This window comes from Klebsiella sp. GL120222-02, from assembly GCF_003097195.1.
GTDB classification, from domain to species: domain Bacteria; phylum Pseudomonadota; class Gammaproteobacteria; order Enterobacterales; family Enterobacteriaceae; genus Klebsiella; species Klebsiella variicola.
Map to the genome: position 1 here is coordinate 111,104 of NZ_QEQO01000007.1, position 26,323 is coordinate 137,426.

At 55.4% G+C, this 26,323-nt stretch carries 27 protein-coding genes, 3 tRNA genes and 1 pseudogene; 21 read left to right on the forward strand and 10 right to left on the reverse strand.

Features of this window, described 5'->3' with window-relative positions; translation table 11 throughout:
- The first annotated feature begins 47 nt into the window (after window positions 1-47).
- Together N438_RS19885 and N438_RS19890 are read left to right on the forward strand one after the other, a co-directional pair.
- Window positions 48-1,448: a DNA cytosine methyltransferase gene (locus tag N438_RS19885; protein WP_165818811.1), complete on the forward strand. Its 1,401-nt coding sequence runs from the start codon at window positions 48-50 to the stop codon at window positions 1,446-1,448.
- Entirely contained in the window at window positions 1,429-1,923 is a 495-nt protein-coding gene (locus N438_RS19890) for a very short patch repair endonuclease (RefSeq protein ID WP_023340419.1), read from the forward strand. The genes N438_RS19885 and N438_RS19890 overlap by 20 nt, the downstream gene beginning before the upstream one ends.
- Here N438_RS19890 and yedA read toward each other — a convergent pair.
- Window positions 1,898-2,809, reverse strand: a complete 912-nt coding sequence (gene yedA, locus N438_RS19895) for a drug/metabolite exporter YedA (RefSeq protein ID WP_116696433.1) — start codon at window positions 2,807-2,809, stop codon at window positions 1,898-1,900. The genes N438_RS19890 and yedA overlap by 26 nt on opposite strands.
- Window positions 2,810-2,991: 182 nt before the next feature.
- Here yedA and N438_RS19900 point away from each other — a divergent pair, with 182 nt between their 5' ends.
- The gene (locus tag N438_RS19900) at window positions 2,992-3,903 is read left to right on the forward strand and encodes a DUF808 domain-containing protein (protein WP_022065152.1); all 912 of its coding nucleotides are present in this window, start codon (window positions 2,992-2,994) and stop codon (window positions 3,901-3,903) included.
- Between the two features lie 115 nt (window positions 3,904-4,018).
- Window positions 4,019-5,698 carry a cellulose biosynthesis regulator diguanylate cyclase DgcQ gene (gene dgcQ, locus N438_RS19905; protein WP_032740364.1) on the forward strand — a complete coding sequence of 560 codons (1,680 nt, stop codon included), beginning with the start codon at window positions 4,019-4,021 and terminating at the stop codon, window positions 5,696-5,698.
- A 299-nt stretch (window positions 5,699-5,997) separates the two neighbouring features.
- Here dgcQ and N438_RS19910 read toward each other — a convergent pair whose 3' ends face one another.
- The gene (locus tag N438_RS19910; protein ID WP_032691215.1) at window positions 5,998-6,219 is read right to left on the reverse strand and encodes a YodD family protein; all 222 of its coding nucleotides are present in this window, start codon (window positions 6,217-6,219) and stop codon (window positions 5,998-6,000) included.
- Between the two features lie 133 nt (window positions 6,220-6,352).
- Between N438_RS19910 and dsrB the strand changes: the two genes are divergently transcribed.
- Window positions 6,353-6,544 (forward strand): protein DsrB, encoded by a 192-nt coding sequence (gene dsrB, locus N438_RS19915; RefSeq protein ID WP_012541227.1) that lies wholly within the window; start codon window positions 6,353-6,355, stop codon window positions 6,542-6,544.
- 32 nt (window positions 6,545-6,576) lie between these two features.
- On the opposite strand, the gene rcsA is transcribed toward dsrB, so the two are convergent.
- A complete protein-coding gene (gene rcsA / locus N438_RS19920) occupies window positions 6,577-7,200 on the reverse strand; it encodes a transcriptional regulator RcsA (RefSeq protein ID WP_008804210.1) in 624 nt (207 codons plus the stop codon).
- A 371-nt stretch (window positions 7,201-7,571) separates the two neighbouring features.
- Between rcsA and yedD the strand changes: the two genes are divergently transcribed.
- Complete coding sequence (yedD, locus tag N438_RS19925; RefSeq protein ID WP_074423851.1) at window positions 7,572-8,006, forward strand: lipoprotein YedD; 435 nt, start codon at window positions 7,572-7,574, stop codon at window positions 8,004-8,006.
- A gap of 46 nt (window positions 8,007-8,052) precedes the next feature.
- Here the strand turns inward: yedD and amyA are convergent, their stop codons facing one another.
- Window positions 8,053-9,540 carry an alpha-amylase gene (amyA, locus tag N438_RS19930; RefSeq protein WP_008804212.1) on the reverse strand — a complete coding sequence of 496 codons (1,488 nt, stop codon included), beginning with the start codon at window positions 9,538-9,540 and terminating at the stop codon, window positions 8,053-8,055.
- 200 nt (window positions 9,541-9,740) lie between these two features.
- Here amyA and tcyJ point away from each other — a divergent pair, with 200 nt between their 5' ends.
- From tcyJ to sdiA, 5 genes are all read left to right on the forward strand, one after another.
- Entirely contained in the window at window positions 9,741-10,541 is an 801-nt protein-coding gene (gene tcyJ / locus N438_RS19935) for a cystine ABC transporter substrate-binding protein (RefSeq protein ID WP_008804213.1), read from the forward strand.
- 95 nt (window positions 10,542-10,636) lie between these two features.
- A complete protein-coding gene (gene dcyD, locus N438_RS19940) occupies window positions 10,637-11,623 on the forward strand; it encodes a D-cysteine desulfhydrase (protein ID WP_116696434.1) in 987 nt (328 codons plus the stop codon).
- 15 nt (window positions 11,624-11,638) lie between these two features.
- Complete coding sequence (tcyL, locus tag N438_RS19945; protein WP_012967662.1) at window positions 11,639-12,307, forward strand: cystine ABC transporter permease; 669 nt, start codon at window positions 11,639-11,641, stop codon at window positions 12,305-12,307.
- Window positions 12,304-13,056: an L-cystine ABC transporter ATP-binding protein TcyN gene (gene tcyN / locus N438_RS19950; RefSeq protein ID WP_116696435.1), complete on the forward strand. Its 753-nt coding sequence runs from the start codon at window positions 12,304-12,306 to the stop codon at window positions 13,054-13,056. The genes tcyL and tcyN overlap by 4 nt, the downstream gene beginning before the upstream one ends.
- A gap of 318 nt (window positions 13,057-13,374) precedes the next feature.
- Window positions 13,375-14,097: a transcriptional regulator SdiA gene (sdiA, locus tag N438_RS19955; RefSeq protein ID WP_008804217.1), complete on the forward strand. Its 723-nt coding sequence runs from the start codon at window positions 13,375-13,377 to the stop codon at window positions 14,095-14,097.
- A 67-nt stretch (window positions 14,098-14,164) separates the two neighbouring features.
- On the opposite strand, the gene N438_RS19960 is transcribed toward sdiA, so the two are convergent.
- A complete protein-coding gene (locus N438_RS19960) occupies window positions 14,165-14,389 on the reverse strand; it encodes a DUF2594 family protein (RefSeq protein WP_004122104.1) in 225 nt (74 codons plus the stop codon).
- Between the two features lie 461 nt (window positions 14,390-14,850).
- Between N438_RS19960 and uvrY the strand changes: the two genes are divergently transcribed.
- From uvrY to N438_RS19990, 6 genes are all read left to right on the forward strand, one after another.
- Window positions 14,851-15,507 carry a UvrY/SirA/GacA family response regulator transcription factor gene (gene uvrY, locus N438_RS19965; RefSeq protein ID WP_002911539.1) on the forward strand — a complete coding sequence of 219 codons (657 nt, stop codon included), beginning with the start codon at window positions 14,851-14,853 and terminating at the stop codon, window positions 15,505-15,507.
- Window positions 15,504-17,336 carry an excinuclease ABC subunit UvrC gene (gene uvrC / locus N438_RS19970; RefSeq protein ID WP_008804218.1) on the forward strand — a complete coding sequence of 611 codons (1,833 nt, stop codon included), beginning with the start codon at window positions 15,504-15,506 and terminating at the stop codon, window positions 17,334-17,336. The genes uvrY and uvrC overlap by 4 nt, the downstream gene beginning before the upstream one ends.
- 57 nt (window positions 17,337-17,393) lie before the next feature.
- Window positions 17,394-17,942 carry a CDP-diacylglycerol--glycerol-3-phosphate 3-phosphatidyltransferase gene (pgsA, locus tag N438_RS19975; RefSeq protein WP_008804219.1) on the forward strand — a complete coding sequence of 183 codons (549 nt, stop codon included), beginning with the start codon at window positions 17,394-17,396 and terminating at the stop codon, window positions 17,940-17,942.
- 150 nt (window positions 17,943-18,092) lie between these two features.
- Window positions 18,093-18,168 (forward strand) — tRNA-Gly (locus N438_RS19980).
- Window positions 18,169-18,208: 40 nt separating this feature from the next.
- A tRNA-Cys gene (locus tag N438_RS19985) sits at window positions 18,209-18,282 on the forward strand.
- A 13-nt stretch (window positions 18,283-18,295) separates the two neighbouring features.
- A tRNA-Leu gene (locus tag N438_RS19990) sits at window positions 18,296-18,382 on the forward strand.
- A gap of 264 nt (window positions 18,383-18,646) precedes the next feature.
- On the opposite strand, the gene N438_RS19995 is transcribed toward N438_RS19990, so the two are convergent.
- Window positions 18,647-19,537, reverse strand: coding sequence for a DUF1796 family putative cysteine peptidase (locus N438_RS19995; protein WP_022066263.1), 891 nt, complete (start codon window positions 19,535-19,537; stop codon window positions 18,647-18,649).
- Window positions 19,538-19,866: 329 nt separating this feature from the next.
- Here N438_RS19995 and N438_RS20000 point away from each other — a divergent pair, with 329 nt between their 5' ends.
- Together N438_RS20000 and N438_RS20005 are read left to right on the forward strand one after the other, a co-directional pair.
- Window positions 19,867-20,748: a dihydrodipicolinate synthase family protein gene (locus N438_RS20000; protein WP_116696436.1), complete on the forward strand. Its 882-nt coding sequence runs from the start codon at window positions 19,867-19,869 to the stop codon at window positions 20,746-20,748.
- 84 nt (window positions 20,749-20,832) lie between these two features.
- Window positions 20,833-21,501 carry a YecA family protein gene (locus N438_RS20005; RefSeq protein ID WP_043875061.1) on the forward strand — a complete coding sequence of 223 codons (669 nt, stop codon included), beginning with the start codon at window positions 20,833-20,835 and terminating at the stop codon, window positions 21,499-21,501.
- A 25-nt stretch (window positions 21,502-21,526) separates the two neighbouring features.
- Here N438_RS20005 and tyrP read toward each other — a convergent pair whose 3' ends face one another.
- Entirely contained in the window at window positions 21,527-22,738 is a 1,212-nt protein-coding gene (gene tyrP, locus N438_RS20010; RefSeq protein WP_012541234.1) for a tyrosine transporter TyrP, read from the reverse strand.
- 190 nt (window positions 22,739-22,928) lie between these two features.
- Here tyrP and N438_RS20015 point away from each other — a divergent pair, with 190 nt between their 5' ends.
- Complete coding sequence (locus tag N438_RS20015; protein WP_004200338.1) at window positions 22,929-23,168, forward strand: YecH family metal-binding protein; 240 nt, start codon at window positions 22,929-22,931, stop codon at window positions 23,166-23,168.
- Between the two features lie 36 nt (window positions 23,169-23,204).
- Here the strand turns inward: N438_RS20015 and ftnA are convergent, their stop codons facing one another.
- Together ftnA and N438_RS28880 are read right to left on the reverse strand one after the other, a co-directional pair.
- Complete coding sequence (gene ftnA, locus N438_RS20020) at window positions 23,205-23,702, reverse strand: non-heme ferritin (protein ID WP_008804225.1); 498 nt, start codon at window positions 23,700-23,702, stop codon at window positions 23,205-23,207.
- A 57-nt stretch (window positions 23,703-23,759) separates the two neighbouring features.
- Window positions 23,760-23,870: pseudogene (locus N438_RS28880) on the reverse strand (hypothetical protein); the annotation flags it as partial.
- A 242-nt stretch (window positions 23,871-24,112) separates the two neighbouring features.
- Here N438_RS28880 and N438_RS20030 point away from each other — a divergent pair.
- Window positions 24,113-24,751: an RpiB/LacA/LacB family sugar-phosphate isomerase gene (locus tag N438_RS20030; RefSeq protein WP_008804227.1), complete on the forward strand. Its 639-nt coding sequence runs from the start codon at window positions 24,113-24,115 to the stop codon at window positions 24,749-24,751.
- 33 nt (window positions 24,752-24,784) lie between these two features.
- On the opposite strand, the gene N438_RS20035 is transcribed toward N438_RS20030, so the two are convergent.
- On the reverse strand, window positions 24,785-26,209 hold the full coding sequence (locus tag N438_RS20035; RefSeq protein ID WP_008804228.1) for an MFS transporter: 1,425 nt from the start codon (window positions 26,207-26,209) through the stop codon (window positions 24,785-24,787).
- Window positions 26,210-26,323: the final 114 nt, after the last annotated feature.

Genomic DNA, 26,323 nt, shown 5'->3' on the forward strand with positions numbered 1-26,323 from the left:
CGCTGGTTGAGGATATGCCGCAAAAGTTAATTAAGGAAAACAGGTCGTTGCCGCTGGCTGAGCAGGCCGGGGAAGAGGCTCAGGCGCTGCTGCGTCAGCTGATGACGATCTATGATGTGAAAACGCTGGTCGCCGAACTGGTAAGCGTCGGCGAACAGCACTGGAGCGCGGCGATCCTCAAGCGCGTGGCGGCGCTCTCCCGCGCGGCGGGGCGTTTGCGTCCGCAGGAGATCGCCCATCTGGCGACGCTGCTGCCGGCGCCGCCAGCTCATCACCCGCATTATGCGTTCCGCTTTGTCGATTTGTTTGCCGGTATCGGCGGGATCCGCAACGGTTTTGAAGCCATCGGCGGGCAGTGCGTCTTTACCAGCGAGTGGAACAAGCACGCGGTGCGTACCTACAAGGCCAACTGGTACTGTGATCCGCAACAGCATCGTTTTAATGAAGATATCCGCGATGCCACGCTCAGCCACCGCCCCGATGTCAGCGATGAAGAAGCGGCGCAGCATATCCGCGAGACGATTCCTCAGCATGATGTCTTACTGGCCGGCTTTCCCTGCCAGCCTTTCTCACTCGCTGGCGTCTCCAAAAAAAATGCCATGGGGCGCGCGCACGGCTTTGCCTGCGAAACCCAGGGGACGCTATTTTTTGATGTCGTGAGAATTATCGCCGCGCGTCAGCCGGCGATTTTTGTGCTGGAGAATGTCAAAAACCTCAAAAGCCACGATCAGGGACGCACCTTCCGCATCATCATGCAGACGCTGGATGAGCTAGGGTATGAGGTGGCCGATGCCGGGCATACCGGGCCGGATGACCCTAAGGTCATCGACGGGCGCCATTTCTTACCACAGCACCGGGAGCGCATCGTGCTGGTGGGTTTCCGCCGCGACCTGCAGCTGCATGAAGGATTTACGCTGCGCGATATCGCTGCGCTCTATCCGGCGGTGCGGCCGACGTTTGGCGAGCTGCTGGAGCCGACGGTGGATGCCAAATTTATCCTTACGCCGGTGTTGTGGAAATATCTCTATCGTTATGCCCGCAAGCATCAGGCGCGGGGTAATGGCTTTGGTTATGGCCTGGTAGACCCCGGTAATCCCCACAGCGTGGCTCGAACACTCTCTGCCCGCTACTATAAAGACGGTGCCGAAATTCTCGTCGACCGCGGCTGGGACCGGCCGTTGGGCGAGCAGCATTTTGACGATCCACAGAACCAACAGCGGCGGCCTCGCCGGTTGACGCCGCGCGAATGCGCCCGGCTGATGGGCTTTGAATCGCCCCAGGGTTCACGGTTCCGCATTCCAGTGTCGGATACCCAGGCCTATCGTCAGTTCGGCAACTCGGTGGTGGTTCCGGTCTTCGCCGCGGTGGCGAAGCTCCTGGCGCCGCGTATCGCCCAGGCGGTGGCGCGTCGCGAAGCGGATGATAACGATGGCGGATGTTCACGATAAAGCCACGCGCAGTAAAAATATGCGGGCTATCGCCACGCGCGATACGGCGATTGAAAAGCGGATAGCGGCGCTGCTGACCGGGGCGGGATTCACCTTTGTCGCCCAGGATCGCGCGCTGCCAGGACGCCCCGATTTCGCCTTACCCGACTACCGCTGCGTTATCTTTACTCACGGCTGTTTCTGGCATCACCATGACTGTTATCTGTTTAAGGTGCCGGCCACCCGGACGGCTTTCTGGCTGGATAAAATCGCCGGCAACGTGGCGCGTGACGCCCGCGACCGGCAACAGCTGGCTGAGCAGGGCTGGCGGGTGCTTATCATCTGGGAATGCGCCCTGCGCGGCCGGTTGAAACTAAATGATGAGGCGCTCACCGAGCGTCTGGAAGAGTGGATCTGCGGCGCCGGGCACGACGCGCAGATCGATACGCAGGGGATCCGCGAGCTGGCGTTTACTTCGCCGCCTTACAAGGAGTAGCATCGCTGCGGGCGGGGAAGAGATATTTTCCCAGCGTCACCAGCACTACGGCGAAAATAATCACTGCCAGCGCCAGCCATTCAATGAGCGACAGGCTTTCACCGCCAAACCCGGTGCCGAGCAAGACGGCCACCACCGGGTTAACATAGGCATAGCTGGTGGCTACCGCCGGGGTGACGTTGCGGATCAAAAACATGTAGGCGTTGATGGCGATTAGCGAGCCAAAGATAGCCAGGTAGGCCAGGGCGGCGATCCCGGACCACGAGGGGACATGGGTTAACGTCTCACCGGTCAGCCATGACGAGACCAGCAGGACGATCCCGGCGGCGAGCATCTCGATAGCCCCCGCCATCATGCCGGTCGGCAGCTCAATCCGCGACCCGTAAACCGAGCCGAACGCCCAGCTTAGCGAACCAATCAGGATCAGCAGCGCGCCCCAGGGGTTGCCGTTCAGGTTGCCACCGCTGTTGAGCATGACGATACCTGCCAGGCCAATGGCAATGCCCAGCCACTCCAGTTTACGGGTGGCGATGCCGAAAAAGCGGCTGAAACATAGCGTGAACAGCGGCACGGTGGCGACCATCACCGCCGCGATCCCTGACGGAACGTGCTGATGTTCGGCGAGAGTGACGAAGCCGTTGCCGACGGCAAGCAGCAAGACCCCGATCAGCGCGGCGTTAAGCAGCGGCCGGCGGGCTGGCAGCTTATGGCCGGTGGCCAGCAGCCAGCCCAGCAGTAGCACGCCGGCAGAGAGAAAGCGAATACCGGCCATCATCAGCGGCGGCCAGCTGGCGACGCCGACGGCGATGGCAAAATAGGTAGAGCCCCAAATGATATACAGCGCAAACAGCGCCCCGATAAGCGGTAACAGCTGACGGGTAGACATACTTCCTCACGACGGTGCAGAGATAGAAAGGGGACATATAGTAAACGTGAAAACTATCGCGCTGGCGAGCGCTTAATTTGCGCGAGTTTGTTAAATTTATATTGACTAATTGTACCTTGGGCACCGGCCGTTTTTTAACGCATACTCGAAGGAGACATTGATGAAAAGAGAAGGAAATTATTTTGGCAGGAAGTAGTCTTTTAACGTTACTCGATGATATCGCCACGCTGCTGGACGATATTTCCGTGATGGGCAAGCTGGCGGCGAAAAAAACAGCCGGGGTATTGGGCGACGATCTGTCGCTCAATGCTCAGCAGGTGACCGGCGTGCGAGCGAATCGTGAACTGCCGGTCGTCTGGGGCGTGGCGAAAGGTTCGTTCATTAATAAAGTGATCCTCGTGCCGCTGGCGCTATTGATCAGTGCTTTTATCCCCTGGGCGATTACGCCGTTGCTGATGCTGGGAGGCGCATTCCTCTGTTTTGAAGGGGTGGAGAAGGTCCTTCACAGCCTGGAGGCGCGTAAGCACAAGGAGGACCCTGCGCAACGGCAGCAGCGTCTTCAGGCGCTGGCGGAACGTGACCCGCTGGCCTTTGAGCGTGACAAAGTGAAAGGGGCAATTCGCACCGATTTTATTTTGTCCGCGGAAATTGTCGCCATCACCCTCGGCATTGTGGCGGAAGCGCCGCTGCTCAATCAGATCCTGATCCTCTCAGGGATCGCGATTCTGGTCACCATCGGGGTCTATGGTCTGGTGGGGGTGATCGTTAAGCTGGACGACATGGGCTACTGGCTGGCAGAGAAACGCGCTGCGCTGGCGCAATGGCTGGGCAAAGGATTGTTAGCGGTAGCCCCCTGGCTGATGAAAGTGCTCTCCATCGTTGGGACGCTGGCGATGTTCCTTGTCGGCGGCGGGATTGTGGTTCACGGCATTGCGCCACTGCATCATGCCATTGAGCACTGGAGCGCGGGGCTGGGCGGGATATTGGCTTCCCTGCTGCCGGTCATTGCCAACCTGGTGCTGGGTTTTATCATTGGCGCAGTGGTGCTGGCGGGCGTGAAAGTGGTGAGCAGTCTGCGCCGGTCAGTGAAGTAGAGTGGCTGCACGCAGCGTGACGGCGCTGCGTCGTCTACGCTAAAAGCGCGCCCGGCGTAGACACCAGCTGGGGCGCTGATGTCGTCAGGTTTGCGCAACGTACTGCGAGATAATGATGGATAAGCCACTTCGGTTGAAGATAAACAAGCTCCGCCACCTGACTCGCCCGGCGCATGTGGTTAACGTTTGTTTTATTGTGGTGCTTTTTTTCTCCACGTTACTGATCTGGCGTGAAATCAACGTCCTGGAAGAGGCCTATGTGGCCAACCAGCGTAATAATCTGGCTAATGTCGCCCATGAAATGGATGGGTTGCTGCAGTTCAATATTGACCGGATGATGTTTTTTCGCCACGGCATGCAGTCTGCCCTTGAGCAGCCGCTCGATATCGACGTATTGCGTAGTGCCAGTCAGCGCTATCTGAGCCAGCGTCACCAGGAGGCCTGGCGAGTAGCGCTGCCGAATCGTCGTACGCTGCCGGTGTTTGGCGTCTCGGGGAGCGTCGTCGGTAACAACCCTATACTGCTGAAGGACGATCCGCTCGCGGCTGATGAGTTGATGGCGACGCTGGAGCTGGGGTATCTGTTGAATCTGACGCAACATGACCGCGATTTCGCCGAGCGGATGCAGTATATCTCTCGCAGCGGCTTTTTCACCTCGACCCTGCCGCTGCGGGACGAGTCGCAGGTGATGACCCACTATTCGCAAGCCATCAGCGCCCTCTGGTTTACCCGACAGAGCCAGCGGAATAATCCGGGGCGGGGCGTTATCTGGCAAACCTTTCCTGACGATGACCCGCAGCTGGAAGAGCAGGTGGTCACCGCTTCGATACCGCTGGATTTCGCCGGTTACTGGCGCGGGGTGCTGGCGATGGATTTCTCGGTCAGTGAAATAAAAGCGTTTTTGGTCAGCGCCATGCAGGGCGGGCAGGAGGGGGAGTACCAGCTTTATGATAGCCATTTGAACCTGCTGGCCTCTTCCGCGCCGGGGAATGTCCTGACGCTATTGTCCCCCAGGGAACAGGAACTGCTCAGCCGCGCGTTTGTCCATGATAACCAGGGGGGGCTGCGCTTGCTGACGCGCTATATCAGCTGGGCCAAACTGCGCAATTTTGACGGCGTGTTGCTGCGGATCCACACCCTGCGGGAAGGCGTGCGGGGCAATTTTGGCACCATCACCATCGCCCTGACCCTGATGTGGGTCCTCTTCACCTTGATGCTGTTGCTCTCCTGGCTGGTGATCCGCCGCATGGTCCGCAATATGAGCGTCCTGCAAACCTCCCTTGAATGGCAGGCATGGCATGATGCCTTAACCCGTCTGCTCAATCGCGGGGCGCTGTTTGAACAGGCGATGGCGGTAGCCAGCGCCTGCCAGCGCAGTGGACGGCCGCTGTCGGTGATCCAGCTCGATCTGGATCACTTCAAGCGCATCAACGATCGCTATGGCCATCAGGCGGGTGACAGAGTGCTGTCGACGGTGGCCAGTACCCTTGCCAGCACCGTTCGTGAGGGTGACTTGCTGGGCCGCGTGGGCGGGGAGGAGTTTTGTGTCGTGCTGCCGAATACCACACTACAGGACGCGGTGGCGGTGGCAGAGCGGCTACGCCTGCGAATTCAGGGCCGGGAGGTCTTTTTACATAACAATGTGACGCTGCGGGTCAGTGCCTCACTGGGGGTCAGTACCAGCGAAGAGCAGGGGGAGTATCAGTTTGAAGCCTTACAGTCGGTGGCCGATCGTCGTCTCTATCTGGCAAAGCAGAACGGCCGCAATCAGGTCTGTTTTCGCAGCGAAGCGTGAGCAAAACGTTTCGCCCGAATCAGGCAAAATGAGATTTTTCTTAAAGTGTTCGACGGGGATCGCGCTATCGAATGAAACCGGTTTGCGGCGAAGCCTTCTCGCATCAGCCCTGCAGCCCTGCTCAAAGCAAAGCGCTAACATTCTCAATAATTTGCGTCATGAATATCGCTTGTCATGCAAAATAATTGAGGATAATGTTTTAACGCATCGGATTTCCCGGTGTAACGAATTTTCAAGTGCTTCTTGCATTAGCAAGTTTGATCCCGACTCCTGCGAGTCGGGATTTTTTTCGCCTGCCGTTAGCGGTTAACTTCACTGGCGCTGAAATCGTGAATGTCGAGCTCAAATGCCTCCGCCAGTTCGCGCCAGGTATGTGACCCGCGGCCATCAATGCTGGCGCGCTGTGGGTCGTCCAGAGTGCGATGGATTTCACTTTCGCTAATCTCATTAATCGCTGCCAGTAGCGCATCCACGTTGACATCAACGTCATTTCCGGCCTGGCCAGTCAATCGATTCTTCATCATTACCCCCTCGCTGAGCGTCGCTCAAGCCTCTTTAAGTATAGTCGGTCTAAAAAAACACCAGTCATGGGCCGCGACGCTGCGAGTTGCGTGGTTTTGTTCTACACTGGCTGAAAAATAGAGGAGAGTGAATATGCAGGTGAACGATCGTGTCACGGTGAAGACCGACGGTGGCCCACGTCGATCGGGGGTAGTGCTGGCAATTGAGTCGTTTAGTGAAGGGACGATGTATCTGGTTTCGCTGGAAGACTATCCTTTAGGGATCTGGTTTTTCAACGAAATAGGGCATCCGGATGGGATCTTCGTCGAAAAAGAAGCCTCATAAAACGGGACTGGCGGTACCACCGCCAGTCTGTTTCAACGCAGATTCACCTGAATACCTGAAGTTACGTTTTCGGTCAGCCGAACGATATGGTAAATCACCTGCTTATTGTGCGTTTGTATTTTCTTTTTAATATTGCCTTTATGCGATGATACCGTCTTCGCTTTGATGTTCATTTGCGTTGAAATTTGTGACGTGCCGTGCCCGGCCATCCACATTTGCAGCATATTTGATTCTGTTTTACTCAGCGACAACGTCGGTAAATTTAATTGCCCCAGGCTACTGTTTTTGTATTTTAGATAATTAACCAGAATAACATCAAGGTCTTTTGGCGTTATCGATTTCGAACTGATCAGCAGGTTTTTCCGTACCCGCAAATAGCGGTCAAAATGAATGTTTGCCAGCGACATAAAGATAACAAACAGCGTCGCCGGGTTTTGCGTAATGATCTGGCGAATAATGCCATTACTTTCATCATCATGCACGAAGCAGTCTTCATTAAGAAACACCACTGCCGGACAACACGACGCGCAATGTTTTTGCAAATCTGTCGCGCAATGGACCTCAACGATTTCCTGTTTTTTTATTCCCCGACTGGTCAGATAACCCGTTAAGCCTAACCGGGTATAACTGCACAAATCCATAATCATCGTTGACATGACCCATCCTCAATCAACACGTAACGATATTCTCTTCACACGCATTGTGCGAAGCAGTCCTTGCGAGCAGTAATAGTAGGTTTACGAAAGAACCTATTAGTTCCGTTAAACTATTCCGCATCTATGCATATAATTTGCCAGGAAAACTCTTAAAGTAAAGTCGAGAACCGGTAGTGTGAGCGGATTAAAAACAAAAAGTGCCCATAGATGCTATGGTTACGCCCCAAACATTATTTTATTTTCGGAATTTCCTTATTTCAAATGAAGGCGGTGCTGCCCGTTCCTGTTTTGCCCGGTTTTTCCGCCGGGAGCGGGGGTGGAAGGCTTAACGCTTTAATGCCACAATACTTTTTTATCGGCTTGTGGGATGAATGATGAAACAGTTAGTTTTTGCGGGCATGGTGGTGGCGCTGGCCGGATGTGTGCAGGTTGATCATTACGATGACGTCGTTAAAGCACCGGCGCCGGCTGGCCTTGAGGGCTACTGGCAATCGAAAGGGCCGCAGAGTGAAATGATGAGCCCTGACGCGATCGCCAGCCTGATCGTCACTAAAGAAGGGGATACCTTCGACTGCCGCCAGTGGCAGCGCGTGATCGCGCAGCCGGGTAAACTGATGAACCGCGATAACCAGATCTACAACGTTACCGCTTCCCTGGATATCTATCCAATCGAGCGTGAGGGCAATACCCTCTCCTACGATCGTATGACGTTGACTCGCGTTGAACGCCTCACCCCTGAGTGTGAAAAGGCGTGGGCCAAAGCGCGTACGACAGGGGCCGTCAGCGCGCCGGCTTCCGTGCGCTGAGGTTCCGGCGGGCCCGTTCCGGCCCGCCAGGTACATCGCCAGCTGACTACAGCACGGCTTCCATCACCCACACGCTCACGCTACCCCCGTTGCAGGTAAAGATCGCGCTACCCTCAGCGTCGGTTTCGACAATCTCTTCCCGGTTGCCGAGAAAATCCCGCCAGCGTTTATTGCCATAGTTCTCGCCCAGCGTCAGGGTTTTTTCTCCCTCATCGCCATTGGACATCACCACCACGCAGCCGGGATCCTCGTCGGTGCCGCTACGGCTGAAGGCAATACAGTTGGGGTGATCGAACCACAGCGTTTGCACGCCATGGGCAAAGCGCTGACGGGCGTCGATCAGTTCATGCAGTTGTTCGATAACGGGCATCTCAATGGCGTAGGTTTGTCCATCGCCGCCGGTATCTTCATAGGATGCGCCGAAAAGATCGGCATAAAAGACCGACGGCACACCATTTTCACGCAGCAGGATCAGCGCATAGGCCAGCGGCTTGAACCAGGGTTCAACCGGCGCCTCGAGGGCCTGCAGCGGCTGCGTATCGTGGTTTGTCACCAGCGTCACTGCGTGAAAAGGGTCTGCTTCCACCAGCGTGCCGCTGAATATCTGGCTCATGTCATAATCGCGCCCCTGGCGTGAGGCTTCATGAAATTTCATCTGCAGCGGGGCATCGAACAGCATCGTCTTGCCCTCGACCAGGTCGATATACTGCTGGAGCTTTTCCACCTCATGGGACCAATACTCCGCGACAATAAACAGCGGCTGCGGTGCCACCTCCTGGACGTGCTCGATCCACGCTTTGTAAAACCAGGCGGGGATATGCTTCACGGCGTCAAGACGAAAACCATCGCAGCCGGTCTGCTCCATGACCCAGCGCGCCCAGTATTTGATCTCCTCGGTAACGGCGTGATTACGAAAATCAATGTTGGCGCCCATCAGGTAGTCGAAGTTACCAAGCTCATCGTCGACCTGCTCGTTCCAGCCTTCACCGGTGTAATCGTTGACGATTTTAAACACACCGTCTTCCGTCGGATTCTCAATGTGGTCGATACCGCTAAAGCATTTGTAGTCCCAGACAAATTGCGAATACTGCCCGGCCCGCACCGGAAAGGTATAGCGAGTCCATGCCTCACACTCAATGATCTCCTCGGCAATCTGGGTGCGATCGTGCTCATCGACGCGCTGCACCTGCAGGGTTTCTTTTTCATCGGCGCCCATTTTGTGGTTCACCACCACATCCAGCAGCACGGCGATATCATGCTCTTTCAGAGCCTTCATCGCCGCCAGCAGCTGCGCTTTATCGCCATATTTGGTGGCGACTGAGCCCTTTTGATCAAACTCACCAAGGTCGAAGAGATCATAGGTGTCATAGCCGACGGAATAACCGCCCGAGGCGCCTTTATAGGCGGGCGGCAACCAGACCATATTGATGCCGATTTCATTCAGGCTGGGGGCCAGCGCTTCGACTTCACGCCATAGCTCGCCGCCGGCGGGGTAGTACCAGTGAAAACATTGCAACAAAGTGGGGTTTTTCATCTTCCATGCTCCAGACGTCAACAGGCTGACCTTTGCAGTATGGGAGATATCCCGCAAAACGGGAGAGGAAAGCCCTGATTTTCGCTATACCCTAATCGGGATCATATATAATAAATTGGCATAAGATGTAGCGTAACGATGTTGGTGCCGGGCCGTTAAGCGCCTTACACTACAGGAAAATCCTAACCTTCGGGGTATCTATGAAATTAGCACTTCTGGGTCGTCAGGCGCTGATGGGCGCGATGGCCGTTGTTTTGATGGCTGGCGTTAGCGTGAAAACTTTTGCAGCGGAAAACCTGCTCAATCAGGTTAAAGAGCGCGGTACCCTGCGCGTGGGCCTCGAAGGCACCTATCCTCCTTTCAGCTTCCAGGGCGATGACGGCAAGCTGACCGGATTTGAAGTGGAGTTTGCCAACGAGCTGGCGAAACATCTTGGCGTGAAAGCCGATCTCAAACCGACCAAATGGGACGGTATGCTGGCCTCGCTGGACTCCAAACGCATTGACGTGGTGATTAACCAGGTCACTATCTCCGATGAGCGTAAGAAGAAATACGATTTCTCAACCCCGTACACTATCTCCGGTGTGCAGGCGCTGGTGAAGAAAGGTAACGAAGGCGCGATTAAAACCGCGGCGGATCTGAAAGGCAAGAAAGTCGGCGTCGGGCTGGGCACTAACTATGAAGAGTGGCTGCGTCAGAACGTCCAGGGCGTTGATGTACGCACCTATGATGATGACCCGACTAAATACCAGGATCTGCGTGTAGGCCGTATTGACGCCATTCTGGTTGACCGTCTGGCCGCGCTGGATCTGGTGAAGAAAACTAACAATACGCTGGCGGTAACCGGTGAAGCATTCTCCCGTCAGGAGGCCGGCGTGGCGCTGCGTAAAGGCAACGACGATCTGCTGAAAGCGATTGACGCCGCGATCGCGGATATGCAGAAAGATGGCACCCTGAAGGCGCTGTCAGAGAAATGGTTTGGCGCTGACGTGACGAAATAACGGTCAGTGGTGAAAAAAGGCGCTCCTGGAAGCGCCTTTTTTTATTTAGCGCGTAACTGTGTGCATAATGAAGCATAACTGAGTCAGGAGGGGCCATGTCACTGCAAAATTTAACCCGCTTTCCGCGTCTGGAATTGATTGGCGCGCCGACGCCGCTGGAGTATCTGCCGCGTTTGTCCGATCACCTTGGGCGCGAGATTTTTATCAAACGCGATGATACAACGCCGCTGGCGATGGGAGGCAATAAACTGCGCAAGCTGGAGTTTCTTGCCGCCGATGCGCTGCGGGAAGGGGCAGATACCTTAATCACCGCCGGCGCGATCCAGTCCAACCATGTGCGTCAGACGGCGGCGGTCGCCGCGAAGCTGGGGCTGCACTGCGTGGCGCTACTGGAAAACCCCATTGGCACCGGGGCGGAGAACTATCTGAGCAATGGCAACCGCCTGCTGCTGGATCTGTTTAATACCCAGGTTGAGATGTGCGATGCCCTGACCAATCCTGCCGAACAGCTCGACGAGCTGGCGACCCGCATCGAGGCGCAGGGCTATCGCCCCTACGTCATCCCGGTCGGCGGATCCAATGCGCTCGGGGCGTTAGGCTATGTGGAAAGCGCGCTGGAAATCTCCCAGCAGTGTGAAGGCGCGGTGGAGATCTCATCGGTGGTGGTGGCTTCCGGTAGCGCCGGTACGCATGCCGGGCTGGCTGTGGGACTCGAACAGCTGATGCCGCAGGCGGAACTGATTGGCGTGACGGTATCGCGCTCCGTCGCTGACCAGCTGCCAAAAGTGGTGGCGCTCCAGCAGGCCGTGGCCAACAGCCTCGAGCTGCAGGCGAAAGCCGATATCATGCTGTGGGATGATTACTTTGCCCCAGGCTACGGTACGCCGAACGAGGAAGGCATGGCCGCCGTGAAGCTACTGGCGCAACTGGAAGGTATTTTGCTCGATCCGGTCTATACCGGCAAAGCGATGGCCGGGCTTATCGACGGCATTACGCAGAAGCGTTTTAAGGATGAAGGACCGATTTTGTTCGTCCATACCGGCGGGGCGCCGGCGCTGTTTGCCTATCATCCTCACCTTTAATACAGAAACGACAGCATGCAAGAAAGTATCCAACTGGTCATCGATTCCGCTCCTTTTCTGCTCAAAGGGGCCGTCTTTACGCTGCAGCTGAGCATTGGCGGGATGTTTTTCGGCCTGGTGCTGGGCTTTGTCCTGGCGCTGATGCGCATGTCGCCCCTCTGGCCGGTAAAATGGCTGGCGCGCATGTATATCTCCATTTTTCGCGGCACGCCGCTTATCGCCCAGCTGTTTATGATCTACTACGGCTTGCCGCAGTTTGGCATCGAGCTTGACCCGATTCCGGCGGCGATGATCGGCCTGTCGCTCAATACGGCGGCCTACGCGGCGGAAACCCTGCGCGCGGCCATCGCCTCGATCGACAAAGGGCAATGGGAAGCGGCGGCCAGTATCGGCATGACGCCGTGGCAGACGATGCGCCGGGCCATCTTACCCCAGGCGGCACGGGTCGCTTTGCCGCCGCTGTCCAACAGTTTTATCAGCCTGGTCAAAGATACCTCGCTTGCGGCGACGATCCAGGTGCCAGAGCTGTTCCGTCAGGCGCAGCTTATCACCTCGCGAACCCTTGAGGTCTTCACCATGTATCTCGCGGCCTCGTTGATCTACTGGGTGATGGCGACCGTCCTCTCCTCGCTGCAGAACTATTTTGAAAACCAGCTGAACCGCCAGGAGCGTGATCCGAAATGAGTGCGATAGAAGTGAAAAGCCTGGTGAAGAAATTCCATGGCCAGACGGTGCTGCGCGGTATCGACCTGGAGGTACAGAAAGGGGAAGTTGTGGCGATCATCGGCCCCAGCGGCTCGGGTAAAACCACTCTGCTGCGCAGCATCAACCTGCTGGAGCAACCGGAGAGCGGCACCATCCGCGTTGGCGATGTGACCATCGACGCCGGTCGCAGCCTGGGGCCGCAGAAAGGACTCATTCGCCAGCTGCGCCAGCATGTCGGCTTTGTCTTCCAGAACTTTAATCTGTTTCCCCACCGTACGGTGCTGGAGAACATTATTGAGGGGCCGGTCATCGTAAAAGGTGAAGATAAGCAGGAGTCGATTGTGCGGGCGCGCGATCTGCTGGCGAAAGTGGGTCTCAGCGGTAAAGAGAATAGCTATCCTCGTCGCCTCTCCGGCGGTCAGCAGCAGCGGGTGGCTATTGCTCGCGCGCTGGCCATGCGTCCGGACGTGATCCTGTTTGATGAGCCAACCTCGGCCCTCGATCCTGAGCTGGTGGGGGAGGTGCTCAACACCATCCGCCAGCTGGCGCAGGAAAAACGCACGATGGTTATCGTGACCCATGAAATGAGTTTCGCCCGCGACGTTGCCGATCGGGCCATCTTTATGGATCAAGGACGCATTGTCGAGCAGGGAGAAGCGAAAGCATTGTTCGCCTCCCCGCAGCAGCCGCGTACTCGCCAGTTCCTCGAAAAATTTCTGATGCAGTAAACCATGCGCTGACGTGGCGGCTTTCCCGGGGGAGGGCCGCCGCGTACAGCCTGTCTTCCCTGCGGCGCGCCACGCTCCTCGTCACCTCTTTGTGCTATTTCTCCCTGTGGCCGTATACACCGCTTCCCATCCCCCCTTGTAGGGTGTAGAAAATGACGGGAAAGTGAGCACGAGGTTCTGCGCTGAGAACGGGAAAAAGGCAAGCCTTCAGACTAATAAATGCGACACCGACAATATTTTATACATATAAATAAGATTTATGTGTTAGTTTTCTGTATTTATAATAATGATTATCAATCAGGAGTTATTTGCACAGCTATGAGGGACAATGATTTTTTCAGCTGGCGGCGGGATATGCTGCATCAATTTCAGTCCGTGGCCGCTGGTGAGGAGGTTTATAATCTCCTGCAACGAGAAACCGAAGCGCTGGAATATGATTACTACACGCTTTGTGTACGCCACCCGGTGCCTTTCACTCGCCCCCGCGTCACCTTCCAGTCGACCTATCCCCGCGCATGGATGTCGCACTACCAGGCCGAGAATTATTTCGCGATAGATCCGGTATTACGCCCGGAGAATTTTATGCGTGGCCATCTGCCATGGGAGGATGGGCTGTTTCGCGATGCGGCGGCATTATGGGACGGCGCTCGCGATCATGGACTGAAAAAAGGGGTGACCCAGTGCCTGACGTTGCCCAACCATGCGCAGGGTTTTCTCTCCGTCTCCGCGAATAACCGTTTACCGGGCTCTTATCCTGATGATGAACTGGAGATGCGCCTGCGCATGCTGACGGAGCTAAGCTTGTTGGCGCTCCTGCGTCTGGAAGATGAGATGGTCATGCCGCCGGAGATGAAGTTCAGCCGCCGTGAACTGGAAATTCTGAAATGGACCGCGGAAGGGAAGACCTCGGCGGAGGTGGCGATGATTCTTTCTATTTCGGAAAATACGGTGAATTTCCACCAGAAGAATATGCAACGGAAATTCAATGCGCCGAACAAAACGCAGATAGCCTGTTACGCGGTGGCGACAGGGTTAATCTGAGAGCGCCTGTCGTTCTGCGTGCCAGACGTGACACCGGCTGTCAGGGATACTTTCAGCCGGTACAGGATTACTGACGGTAAGCTTGTTTAATTTGCTTAACGGTGCTGGAGAATACGGCAGCCTGAGCCTCATCTTCCATCTGCGCGATCTGCTTTTCCATTTTAATAATCACGCGACCCGCATCCGCCTGGCCCATCGCCTGCAGCATCAGCGTTATCATCGCTTTCAGGCAGGAGACTTCCTGCGCCAATTCTTGATTATTTTCTGCAGTGGAAAAATCTGGTGTGCTCATCGATATCCTCGTTTACTCGCTGCGCTAATGCGCCTTACCCAATGTGAAGGCCGCGCAGTATACCACAAGCGACGGGAAAAAAAGGAGTGCTTAATTTCTGTTCTCTCATCTGAGCTGTGAATGATTCAGTGCTTCGGATAATACGTAATAGCCGCCAGGCCGCCATTAATTTATTCCATCTATTTAGCACGTTAATATTTGTTACATATTTTGCTGCGTATTTATGCGCTACGTAATCTGTTGTGTTTTTTGTGCTTTCTGTATGAGGATTGTTAAAAAATAAGACGACGGCAACTGACTGTTCTCAATGACTTTCCACTATGTGTGCACAGACATTGCCATAAATGAGCGGCAAATCGAGGTGAGGGCATTTTTTTGCCTTTTAAATTAGCAATAAAACCCGGTAATATGTGGGAGATAAAGTATCAGTAGCGTTATCCCTCATTCTGGAGATTATTCCTTTGATCAACGTTCTTCTTGTTGATGACCACGAACTGGTGCGCGCAGGGATACGACGCATTCTGGAAGATATAAAAGGGATTAAAGTCGCTGGCGAAGCCTGTTGCGGCGAGGACGCCGTGAAGTGGTGCCGGGCTAATTCCGCAGATGTCGTCCTGATGGACATGAACATGCCCGGGATCGGTGGTCTTGAAGCCACGCGCAAAATCGCGCGCTCCGTGGCGGGCACGAAAGTGATCATGCTCACCGTGCATACCGAGAATCCTCTACCTGCCAAGGTCATGCAGGCGGGGGCGGCGGGCTATCTTAGCAAGGGTGCTGCACCGCAGGAAGTGGTGAATGCGATCCGCTGCGTGGCGTCCGGACAACGTTACATTGCCTCCGATATTGCTCAGCAAATGGCGCTAAGTCAGATTGAACCGGAAAAAACGGAATCGCCGTTTGCCAGTTTGTCTGAACGCGAATTGCAGATTATGCTGATGATCACCAAAGGTCAGAAGGTGAATGAGATCTCAGAGCAGCTCAATCTGAGTCCCAAAACGGTTAACAGCTATCGCTACCGAATGTTCAGCAAATTAAACATTCATGGCGATGTGGAGCTGACCCACCTGGCAATTCGCCATGGCCTGTGTAATGCGGAGTCGTTAGCAAGCCAGTGAGTGATGTTTTTGACGCAAAAGCTTTCCTGAAAACGGTGACCAGCCAGCCCGGTGTGTATCGGATGTATGATGCTGGCGGGACCGTCATCTATGTTGGCAAAGCCAAAGATCTGAAAAAGCGGCTCAGCAGCTATTTCCGCAGCAATCTCGCGTCGCGTAAAACCGAAGCGCTGGTGGCGCTGATTGCGCAGATTGACGTGACCGTCACTCACACCGAGACGGAAGCGCTGCTGCTGGAGCACAACTATATCAAGCTGTACCAGCCGCGTTACAACGTGCTGTTGCGCGATGATAAGTCTTATCCTTTTATTTTCCTCAGCGGTGATACTCATCCACGTCTGGCGATGCATCGCGGCGCCAAACATGCGAAAGGCGAGTACTTTGGTCCTTTCCCCAACGGCTATGCCGTGCGGGAGACCCTGGCGCTGCTGCAGAAAATCTTTCCTGTCCGCCAGTGCGAAAATAGCGTCTATCGCAACCGCTCGCGTCCCTGCCTGCAGTATCAGATTGGCCGCTGTCTGGGGCCGTGCGTGGCGGGGCTGGTCAGCGAAGAAGAGTATGCTCAGCAGGTTGAGTATGTACGGCTGTTCCTTGCCGGCAAGGACGATCAGGTCCTGACCCAGCTCATCGCCAGAATGGAGAAAGCGAGCCAAAGTCTGGAGTTTGAAGAGGCCGCGCGCATTCGCGACCAGATTCAGGCGGTCCGCCGGGTGACGGAGAAACAGTTTGTTTCTAATACCGGCGACGATCTTGACGTTATCGGCGTCGCCTTTGAGGCCGGAATGGCCTGCGTCCATGTGCTGTTTATCCGCCAGGGCAAAGTGCTGGGCAGCCGGAGCTACTTCCCGAAAGTGCCGGGCGGCACTGAGCTGGGAGAGGTCGTGGAGACGTTTGTCGGTCAGTTCTACCTGCAGGGTAGCCAGATGCGTACCCTGCCGGGGGAGATTTTGCTCGACTTCAGCCTTGGTGATAAGACGCTGCTGGCCGAGTCGCTGTCGGAGCTGGCGGGACGTCGAATCAATGTGCAGACTAAACCGCGCGGCGACAGAGCGCGTTACCTTAAGCTGGCGCGCACCAACGCCGCGACGGCGTTAACCACGAAATTGGCTCAGCAGTCGACCATTCATCAGCGCCTGCAGGCGCTGGCCACCGTGCTGGAACTGCCGGCCGTGAAGCGAATGGAGTGCTTTGACATCAGCCACACCATGGGCGAGCAGACCGTGGCGTCCTGCGTGGTGTTTGACAGCAATGGTCCGCTGCGTGCGGAGTACCGGCGCTATAATATCACCGGCATCACCCCTGGCGATGACTATGCGGCGATGAATCAGGTCCTGCGCCGTCGCTATGGTAAAGCGATTGATGAAAATAAAATTCCGGATGTGATCCTGATAGATGGCGGAAAGGGGCAGCTGGCGCAGGCGAAAGCGGTGTTTGCCGAACTGGATGTTCCCTGGGATAAACATCATCCGCTGCTGCTGGGCGTGGCGAAAGGCAGCGATCGTAAAGCCGGCCTGGAAACGTTATTCTTTGAACCGGAAGGCGAGGGGTTTAGCCTGCCGCCGGATTCGCCCGCTCTGCACGTAATCCAGCACATCCGCGATGAATCGCACGATCATGCGATTTCCGGACATCGTAAAAAACGGGCGAAAGTGAAGAGCACCAGCTCGCTTGAGACTATCGAGGGAGTAGGGCCGAAGCGTCGCCAGATGCTGCTGAAGTATATGGGTGGGCTGCAGGGGCTGCAGCAGGCCAGCGTCGAGGAAATTGCTAAAGTACCGGGCATCTCTCACGGTCTGGCAGAAAAGATCTTCTACTCGTTGAAACATTAGGGGCTCTGTAGCAACATAGGGCTAATTTTTACTTACAACAGATAGTTACCCGTCACTATGCAATTTAATATCCCTACGTTGCTTACTCTGTTTCGCGTCATCCTGATCCCGTTCTTTGTGCTGGCGTTTTATCTCCCCTTTAGCTGGGCGCCGTTTGCCTGCGCGTTAATTTTCTTTGTCGCCGCCGTGACCGACTGGTTTGATGGTTTTCTGGCTCGTCGCTGGAATCAGAGCACCCGGTTTGGCGCCTTCCTGGACCCGGTGGCGGATAAAGTCATGGTGGCTATCGCCATGGTGCTGGTTGCCGAGCACTATCACACCTGGTGGGTCACGCTGCCGGCGGCGACCATGATCGCGCGTGAAATTATTATTTCGGCACTGCGCGAATGGATGGCTGAGCTGGGGAAACGCAGCAGCGTGGCGGTCTCGTGGATTGGCAAAGTTAAAACGACCGCACAGATGGCCGCCCTGGTATGGATGCTGTGGCGTCCTTATCCGTGGGTAGAGTGGGCCGGGATCGCGCTTTTCCTCGTGGCGGCGGTGCTGACGCTGTGGTCGATGCTGCAGTATCTGAACGCGGCGCGCGGCGATTTGCTTGATCAGTGATCGTTTCGCCGTTATTTTCAGCAAACGATACAAAGTTGCGAAAAATACCGTTGACTCACCGCGAGAGATAAGTAGAATGCAACGCATCGAACGGCGGCACAGTCTTCCAGACGATAACAAAATCAAGTGATTAGCAAATAACTTGATAATGCGGGAATAGCTCAGTTGGTAGAGCACGACCTTGCCAAGGTCGGGGTCGCGAGTTCGAGTCTCGTTTCCCGCTCCAGATTAACAGCATCGGCAGTAGCGGGTGCTTCAGTATTAAAGGCGCGTTAGCAAAGCGGTTATGTAGCGGATTGCAAATCCGTCTAGTCCGGTTCGACTCCGGAACGCGCCTCCAATTTCTATCCCGAGCCCGGATGGTGGAATCGGTAGACACAAGGGATTTAAAATCCCTCGGCGTTCGCGCTGTGTGGGTTCAAGTCCCACTCCGGGTACCATTGGGATAAAAGCAGAATAATCAAAGCAATAAGCAGTGTCGTGAAACCACCTACGGGTGGTTTTTTTGTTTCAAAACCACCCATTTCATAATATCACTTCATACTAGTTTTCTTGTCCACCTTGCTCTTCCCCCAGGATAACCGCACCCGGCTAAACCGTCGCGCCTCGTGGAATAATGTCGTTGGGATGATTTCGCTCCCCCAAACCGGCAGGGGGAGGCAAATCGATACTCTGCGTGCCAGAGGCCGGAGGTGAAACCGTCTCTAGAGTTCGAGGTTGAACGAAAGGACTTTCGATATAATTACCATCTCATCCGTAAGCGAGGAGAATTTTCCGGTAAATCTTTCTTCAGACTCAGGTGTCAAACTATATAGTGAATAATTTTCACCCGAAGATATACGCTCCAGTTGAAGATAGGCGGGTTTCTGCAAGGCAAAAGCCAACAGATAGAAATTAGTCGTGTGGTGAGAAAGTTCAGTGACTAATTCAGGGAGTTGCTTTGCTATATCTATTTCCTCTCTACAGCAAATCACAAAAAGCTTCCCTTCTTTGCTTTTTAATATGTTTCTGAATCTTTTAACCGCGCGGACGTAATACTCATAATCAGCAGGAGTATTTGGGTCGCGATGCGTGAATATATCGTTCAGACGATATTTTTCTTTGTATTTATTGTGGTGTGCTCCGGGTTCTCGCGACTGGCGACGTAATGAGCTGTACTCATTTTTATCTAAAAATGAGGTAAAATCATCCCTCAGGCAGTCGATAATCATCGCTGGACAGGAAAATAGCCAGTCAAAAGGCAGTGATATCTTTTTCAGGTTGAATTTTTTCAATGTCCATGAAGTTAAACAATGGCTGCCCAGGGAGACAATATGTTTGACGTGCATTGAATCATCAGGAGCACTCTCTGTTAACGCTTGTGGTGTGTAACTGAATTTATCAGATGACATTCTGGATTTCGTGAAAGCAATAAACTCGTCGCTATGCATCAGCGATGAGTTAAGAAATTCTGCTGATTCTGCAAGTGACTTATTAGCAATGGCGTTGAGGTAGTTTTTCAGACCATCGCTATCTGCCGGTCGACCGAGTAGCGTTTTATAGGTTGTTTTTATTAGATGTATTTTTAAGTAATTTTCTTTAATGTCATATCTCATTTTTTATCCAATTGAAGCTGTAGTCTTTCTTTATTTTATTGCTGCTAAAACAGGTAGGCATACAAATCATGTGGGATTATGTCAAATAGACAGGATATTGGCAATCGAGGAAATACGGGCGGCTACAGAGGAAGCGGTTATTGAAGACGCTCGCCAGAATCTACGGATCCTGGTGCCTGAACTGACAGGGAAAATATCCCGGAGGAGAGCATCGCACGCAGGCGAATGAATACATCACGCTCAGCGGCGATCGTTCATTTGTCCCAGGACAAAACGATCTCTCCTTGCTACTATCAACCGGACTTTTATCCCAGCCTGCCGGAGGCATCATGTTCACAGGACTTTGCGTATTTCCGCTGACGCCGCTGCATCAGCAGCATCTTGATGAAAAGGCGTTTATCCGTATTCTCTCTCGTCTTACCGATACCGGAGTCGACTCTCTGGGCATCTTAGGCTCGACCGGCAGCTACGCGTATCTGAGTCGTGAGCAGCGCAAGCGGGTGGTGCAGGTGGCGAAAGCGCATGTTGGGTCGATCCCGATGATGGTTGGCGTCGGCGCGATCGCTACCAGCGAGGTGCTGCGCCTGGTGGAGGATGCCCAGCAGGCCGGGGCGGATGCGTTATTACTGCCGATGATGTCCTATCAGCCGCTTTCTGCGGAGGAGATCTTTGCCTTCTACGAAGAGGTCTGTCGGCACGTCTCGGTTCCGGTTTGCCTGTATGACAATCCCCGCACCACTCACGTCACGCTGGCGGATGAGCTGCAGGGGCGCATCGCTGCCTTGCCGGCCATCGCCTCGATTAAAATTCCCGGCTTGCCTGAGCCGCAGGCGAGTGAGCGGGTGGCAACGCTGCGCCGTCATCTTCCTGCCCGCGTTACGCTTGGCGCCAGCGGCGATGCCCTGGCGACGGCGGGATTGCAGGCCGGTTGCCAAGTCTGGTACTCGGTTTGCGGCGGGCTCTTTCCCCAGCTTTCAGGGGCGCTGGTAAGGGCGATTCGTTCTGGCGACGCGGCACGGGTTGCGGCGCTGAATGCGCAACTGGCCCCTCTCTGGCGATGCTTTGACCGCTATGGCGGCAGCCTGCGGGTAATCGCCAGCGCGGCGGCCATTCTGGGGCTGTGCGACCCTGACTGCCTTCCCCGCCCCTTGCTGCCGTTAGGGGAGGAGGCCATTCGCGATGTGGCGGCGGCGCTGCACGGCCTGGCCTGATGGGCATGGGCCGTGCAGCGCCTGGTGGCTTTCTGTCGGCAATTCGGCTACTGTAGGCCCGATTTTTACCATGCGAGCCTGTGAATGAATACCGGACCTTTAAACGAAAACGAACTGGAATGGCTGGACGAGACGCTGGCGAAATACGCCACCGAAGGCGCTATTCTGGATGTGTCTGAACTGGATGGCCTGCTGACGGCTATTCTCTCTGCGCCGACCGATATCGAACCAGCTCAGTGGCTGGTGGCGATCTGGGGCGGGGCGGATAATGTGCCGCGCTGGGCCAACGACCGCGAGCGCGATCGCTTTGTCGATCTGACGCTGCAGCATATGAGCGACATCGCTGAACGCCTGGAGTCCTATCCCGATCAGTTCGAACCGCTGTTTGGCACCCGCGAAGCGGAAGGTCAGGAGCTGACGATCGTCGAAGAGTGGTGCTTTGGCTACCTGCGCGGCGTAGCGCTGAGCGACTGGTCGACGCTGCCCGCTGAACTTCAGCCGGCGCTGGACGCTATCGCGCTCCACGGCAGCGAAGCGCAGTTTACCGCGCTGGATAATCTGACGGCGGATGAGTTTATTGACAGCATCGAGCGTATCACGCCGGCGGCGCTGGCGCTTTACCAGTACTGGATGGCGAATCCCCTGCCGGTGGTGGTTCCGCAGCCGGTCAGAAATGAGGCGAAGGTCGGACGCAACGATCCCTGCCCGTGCGGGAGCGGAAAAAAGTATAAGCAGTGCTGCTTAGCAAAATAAAACCAGGGGCCAGCCGGCCCCTTTTTTATCCCACCGCAGGCAGCAGTCCGGCGACGATACTGAACTGAATCGCCACAATACCGATCCCGCACAGCAGAACCAGCCACAGCGCCGGCGCGCCGCCGACCACCCGCCAGGCAGCCTGCGGATGTTGTCGGCGGCTCTTCATTGCCAGCAGGGCAGGCAACATCAGGGCCAGCACGGCGAGTGCCACCCCGGCGTAGCCCAGGGCCATAACAAAACCGCGGGGATAGAACAGGGCGAACGCCACCGGCGGCAGGAAGGTGATCGCGCCGCTCTGCAGACGTCCGCTGACGCTGTTTTTGCGTTGAAACACATCGGCCAGGTAATCAAACAAGCCGAGCGAGACGCCGAGGAATGAGGTCGCCAGCGCGAGGTCGGCAAACAGGTGCACGGCCAGCTCCACGTGCGGCGACGCCACCACTTCGCGGATCGCCTCCAGCAGGCCATTAAGACCAGCGTTTTTGGCCAGCAGCGCGGTAAAAGCGGGAGGGTTGATACTCCCCAGCGTCGCCAGCTGCCAGAAAATATAAGCCACCAGCGGAATAAAGCTGCCGATAATAAATACCCGGCGCAGTTTACGGATATCGCCGCCAAGATAGCTGACGATGCTCGGCACACTGCCGTGAAAACCAAAGGAGGTAAAGATCACCGGAATGGCGGACAGGGCCAGGCCTTGCTCAACCGGCAGCGTCAACAGATTGACCTGATGAATATGCGGCATCAGTAGCGCCAGCATAATCACCAGAAAGATGATTTTGGCGCTGAACAGGAAGCGATTGAATAAGTCGACCAGCGAGGTACCGATGCACACCACCGCCCCGCCCAGCGCCGTAAACAAAAGTACGCCGGCCGCCGGCGGCAGCTGCCAGTCCAGCCACTGGTTGAGGCTGGAGGCGAGCAATTCACCGGCGCCACTGATATAGGCCGCCGTGAGGGCATACAGCAGAAACAGCATGCAGAACCCGGTAACCCACTGCCCGTAACGGCCCAGATAGCGTGCGGCCAGGGAACCGAGCCCCATGTCGGCAGGCACGTGCTGGTAGACTTCCAGCAGCAACAGGGCGGTATAGCACATCAACGCCCACAAGGTGAAAAGTAAACCCAGCGTGACGGCAAACCCGACGCCGGCGGCGGCCAAGGGCATCGCCAACATTCCTGCACCGATAGTGGTGCCAGCTACGATTAAAATACTGCCCAGAGTGCGGTTTTTCACGCTTTTCGCTATCCCTACAGCTAATAACAATAAATTATGCCGCGCAGAGTAGGGGATATTACAGCGTTCGTCAAATGAGGGTTACAAGTTCTGTAATTTTATCTTTACGCATTTAAGGGGGCGAAAGCCTGCGCTGGCGCAAGGCGCCGATGGCATGGCTGGCCTAAGCTGGTGGTTTTCAGGAGGGGTTATGTCTTCTATTCATGGTCATGAAGTTTTACAGATGATGCTCGCCTCGGGTGAGTCCTGGACGGTCGCCTCGCTGGAGGCCGCCATTCGCCGCCGCTTTGGCGAAGAGGCGCGGTTTCACACCTGTTCAGCAGAGAATCTAAGCGCCGCAGAGCTGGTGGCGTTTTTAGAGAAAAAAGGCAAATTTATTGCCAGAGAGGAAGGTTTTACTACCGCAGAAAATAAGATTTGCCGGCATTAAAATGGCCGCGATACGGGGGTGTCGCGGCGCGGAAGATTAATTCTGTGTGTCGAGGGTCGCCAGTTCTTTATCGATAAAGTACAGACCTTCGCCACTTTTTCCAACGAGGGTCAGTTTATCAATCACCGATTTAAATAATTTCTCTTCTTCGTGCTGTTCAGCGACATACCACTGCAGGAAATTAAAGGTCGGGTAATCCTGACTGGTCATGGCGGCGTGCGCCAGTTCATTAATTTTTTGCGTGATCAGCTGCTCGTGCTCATAGGTCTGGCGGAACAGCTCGTCCAGTGAGGCATATTCGGCAAACGGGGAGGCGATCGCGTTGATGCGCGGCAGGCTGCCGGTGTCGGTCAGGTAGTCGAACAGGCGCTGCATATGGGTCATCTCTTCCTGGGCATGGCGACGCAGGAAGGCCGCAGCCCCTTCAAAACTGTGGTAACTGCACCAGGCGCTCATCTGCTGATAAAGAAGAGAAGAATAAAGTTCAAGATTCATCTGTTCATTCAGTTTGTCGATCATTTCCGTTTTCAGCATTGTCGCGCTCCTGGAATTAAAAAATAGATGTTATCGGCTGCCACTATAATTTGTTATTTAATTATTTGCAAAAAGTAAATTTAAAAATGTTTTATTTAAAATGCTAATGGGAATAACACGCATTGGCAATTTAATAATAAATGAGAATGGTTTTAATTTATTATTAATTGTGGTGGAAAATGGTATGACCGGCCAACGGGCTGCGAGGTTGAGCGCGCGAGGTGAGGGGGCGTGCCTGGGAGCGGGGACCTGGCGACTGGACTGGCGGAGAGGGCGAAAGTGTGAAGCGCTGCGTAATTTTTAAAACAACTTTTCATAAAATTTGAAAGTTTGTTTTCCAGGTAGTAGAGTGCAGTCAACGCCAATGACATTCTGCGGGCAGGCCCGCACAGCATTCAGGAGAGTAAACCATGAAGATTGCACTGATGATGGAGAACAGCCAGGCGAACAAAAACGCCATCATCCTTAAGGAGCTTAACGCCGTTGCTGACGAAAAAGGATTCCCGGTGTTCAACGTCGGCATGAGCGATGAGCACGATCATCATCTGACCTACATTCACCTCGGGATCATGGCCAGCATCCTGCTGAATTCGAAAGCGGTCGACTTCGTGGTCACCGGTTGCGGTACCGGTCAGGGGGCGCTGATGTCGCTGAATATTCACCCGGGCGTGGTCTGCGGCTACTGTATCGATCCGGCGGACGCGTTCCTGTTTGCTCAGATCAACAATGGTAATGCGCTGTCGCTACCGTTTGCCAAAGGTTTCGGCTGGGGCGCGGAGCTGAATGTACGCTTTATTTTTGAAAAAGCGTTTACCGGCCGCAACGGCGAAGGCTATCCGCCGGAGCGCAAAGAGCCGCAGGTGCGAAATGCCGGGATCCTCAACCAGGTTAAAGCGGCAGTGGTAAAAGAAAACTATCTCGACACCCTGCGCGCCATCGATCCGGAGCTGGTGAAAACCGCGGTATCCGGCCCACGCTTCCAGCAGTGCTTCTTCGAAAACTGTCAGGATAAAGCCATCGAAGCCTTCGTTCGCCAGATCGTCGGTTAACCGTCATCAGGGCCAGTGCCGCTGGCCCTTCCATCATTTTGTCTTCTTCTCCGACACGCTGCTGCCGGCCGTTTTGGCCAGATGTAAGCTGTCGATCATTCCTACCAGACAGATCACCGCGATAAAGACAAACGACAGGCGAAAGCTGATCCCTGGCAGCGTGGAAAGGTGCAGCCAGTCGCCGACCTGCTCGCCCAGGCGAATGCCAATCGCCCCGAGCGTGATCCCCAGCCCCACCGCCAGCTGCGACGCGGTACTGAACAGCGTATTGGCATCACTCATCTGCGCGGCGGGGACATCGGCAAAGGCCAGCGTGCTTACGCCCGTAAACTGGATCGAGCGAAATACCCCGCCGAGATAAAGGATTAACATGATGGCCCAGACCGGCGTCTGCGGCGTGAGCAGCGCACAGGCCAGCAGTGAACAGACGTTCAGTGCACCGTTGATCAACAGCAGTCGGCGAAAGCCCAGCCAGCGGATCAGCGGCGTGGTGGCGGGTTTGATGGTCAAATTGCCGACAAACACCGCCAGCACCAGCAGGCCGGAGTGGAAGGGATCCATGCCGAACCCTACCTGAAACAGCAGCGGCAGCAGAAAGGGGACCGCGCTGATGGAGGAGCGGAACAGCGAGCCGCCATACATCGTCACCCGGAACGTTGGCACCTGCAGGGCGTCGAGACGAACCATGGGCGCCGTCGCCCGGCGGAAGTGGCGTATAGCATATGTCAGACAGCCGAAGCCAAGCACGGCGAGAGCCAGCGTCGGCCAGATCTGCGGCTGGCGATCGCCGAGCCGTTCCATCGCGGTGACCAGACTGACCATCGCGACTGCGGTGGTGATAAAGCCGGTGAGATCGAAGGAGCGCCGTTCCGTTTCGCGAATATCAGGGATAATGCGCAGCGCAAGGATGATGGCTGCGAGGCCCAGCGGGACATTGATAAAGAAGATCCAGTGCCAGCTGGCGTAGCGGGTGATAAAGCCGCCCAAAGGCGGGCCGATAATGGGGGCCACCAGCGCCGGCCAGGTGAGGGTAGCGATGGCTTTGATCAGCAGATGTTTCGGCGTGGTTCGCAGTACCGCCAGGCGACCGACAGGGACCATCAGCGCGCCTCCGATCCCCTGCAGGATACGCATGGCGACAAAAGTATGTACCTCGGTGGAGAGGCCGCAGAAGACCGAGGCAAGGGTAAAGATCGCCAGGGCGAGGGTAAAAATAGCGCGGGCGCCGAAGCGATCGGCGATCCAACCGCTGGCCGGGATCAGTACCGCGAGGGTGATCAGATAGGCGCTGATGCCGATATTCAGCTCGACCGCGGTGACGCCAAAATCTTTCGCCATATCGGGCAGCGCGGTGGCGATCACCGTCCCGTCGAGAAACTCCATAAAAAAAGCACCGGCCACCAGCAGCGCAGGCGCTGAAAAAGCACGTTCGTCTCTGGAAGAGATCGCGGTATTCATGTTGTCACTGCCATCAAGAATGTGAGCCTGAGCAAAGCGGCAGGAGAAGTTCCGCCGCCAGTAGGGTAGATAAAAAAACCTGCGACGGCAGGTTTTTTTATCTGTGAAAATTTA

What these genes read in the sequence shown, in the direction of transcription:
- N438_RS19890 (WP_023340419.1), top strand. Translation starts at nt 1,429, where the DNA reads ATGGCGGATGTTCACGATAAAGCCACGCGCAGTAAAAATATGCGGGCT.
- yedA (WP_116696433.1), bottom strand. Translation starts at nt 2,809, where the DNA reads ATGTCTACCCGTCAGCTGTTACCGCTTATCGGGGCGCTGTTTGCGCTG.
- dgcQ (WP_032740364.1), top strand. Translation starts at nt 4,019, where the DNA reads ATGGATAAGCCACTTCGGTTGAAGATAAACAAGCTCCGCCACCTGACT.
- N438_RS19910 (WP_032691215.1), bottom strand. Translation starts at nt 6,219, where the DNA reads ATGAAGAATCGATTGACTGGCCAGGCCGGAAATGACGTTGATGTCAAC.
- dsrB (WP_012541227.1), top strand. Translation starts at nt 6,353, where the DNA reads ATGCAGGTGAACGATCGTGTCACGGTGAAGACCGACGGTGGCCCACGT.
- rcsA (WP_008804210.1), bottom strand. Translation starts at nt 7,200, where the DNA reads ATGTCAACGATGATTATGGATTTGTGCAGTTATACCCGGTTAGGCTTA.
- yedD (WP_074423851.1), top strand. Translation starts at nt 7,572, where the DNA reads ATGATGAAACAGTTAGTTTTTGCGGGCATGGTGGTGGCGCTGGCCGGA.
- amyA (WP_008804212.1), bottom strand. Translation starts at nt 9,540, where the DNA reads ATGAAAAACCCCACTTTGTTGCAATGTTTTCACTGGTACTACCCCGCC.
- tcyJ (WP_008804213.1), top strand. Translation starts at nt 9,741, where the DNA reads ATGAAATTAGCACTTCTGGGTCGTCAGGCGCTGATGGGCGCGATGGCC.
- dcyD (WP_116696434.1), top strand. Translation starts at nt 10,637, where the DNA reads ATGTCACTGCAAAATTTAACCCGCTTTCCGCGTCTGGAATTGATTGGC.
- tcyL (WP_012967662.1), top strand. Translation starts at nt 11,639, where the DNA reads ATGCAAGAAAGTATCCAACTGGTCATCGATTCCGCTCCTTTTCTGCTC.
- tcyN (WP_116696435.1), top strand. Translation starts at nt 12,304, where the DNA reads ATGAGTGCGATAGAAGTGAAAAGCCTGGTGAAGAAATTCCATGGCCAG.
- sdiA (WP_008804217.1), top strand. Translation starts at nt 13,375, where the DNA reads ATGAGGGACAATGATTTTTTCAGCTGGCGGCGGGATATGCTGCATCAA.
- N438_RS19960 (WP_004122104.1), bottom strand. Translation starts at nt 14,389, where the DNA reads ATGAGCACACCAGATTTTTCCACTGCAGAAAATAATCAAGAATTGGCG.
- pgsA (WP_008804219.1), top strand. Translation starts at nt 17,394, where the DNA reads ATGCAATTTAATATCCCTACGTTGCTTACTCTGTTTCGCGTCATCCTG.
- N438_RS19995 (WP_022066263.1), bottom strand. Translation starts at nt 19,537, where the DNA reads ATGAGATATGACATTAAAGAAAATTACTTAAAAATACATCTAATAAAA.
- N438_RS20000 (WP_116696436.1), top strand. Translation starts at nt 19,867, where the DNA reads ATGTTCACAGGACTTTGCGTATTTCCGCTGACGCCGCTGCATCAGCAG.
- N438_RS20005 (WP_043875061.1), top strand. Translation starts at nt 20,833, where the DNA reads ATGAATACCGGACCTTTAAACGAAAACGAACTGGAATGGCTGGACGAG.
- N438_RS20015 (WP_004200338.1), top strand. Translation starts at nt 22,929, where the DNA reads ATGTCTTCTATTCATGGTCATGAAGTTTTACAGATGATGCTCGCCTCG.
- ftnA (WP_008804225.1), bottom strand. Translation starts at nt 23,702, where the DNA reads ATGCTGAAAACGGAAATGATCGACAAACTGAATGAACAGATGAATCTT.
- N438_RS20030 (WP_008804227.1), top strand. Translation starts at nt 24,113, where the DNA reads ATGAAGATTGCACTGATGATGGAGAACAGCCAGGCGAACAAAAACGCC.
- N438_RS20035 (WP_008804228.1), bottom strand. Translation starts at nt 26,209, where the DNA reads ATGAATACCGCGATCTCTTCCAGAGACGAACGTGCTTTTTCAGCGCCT.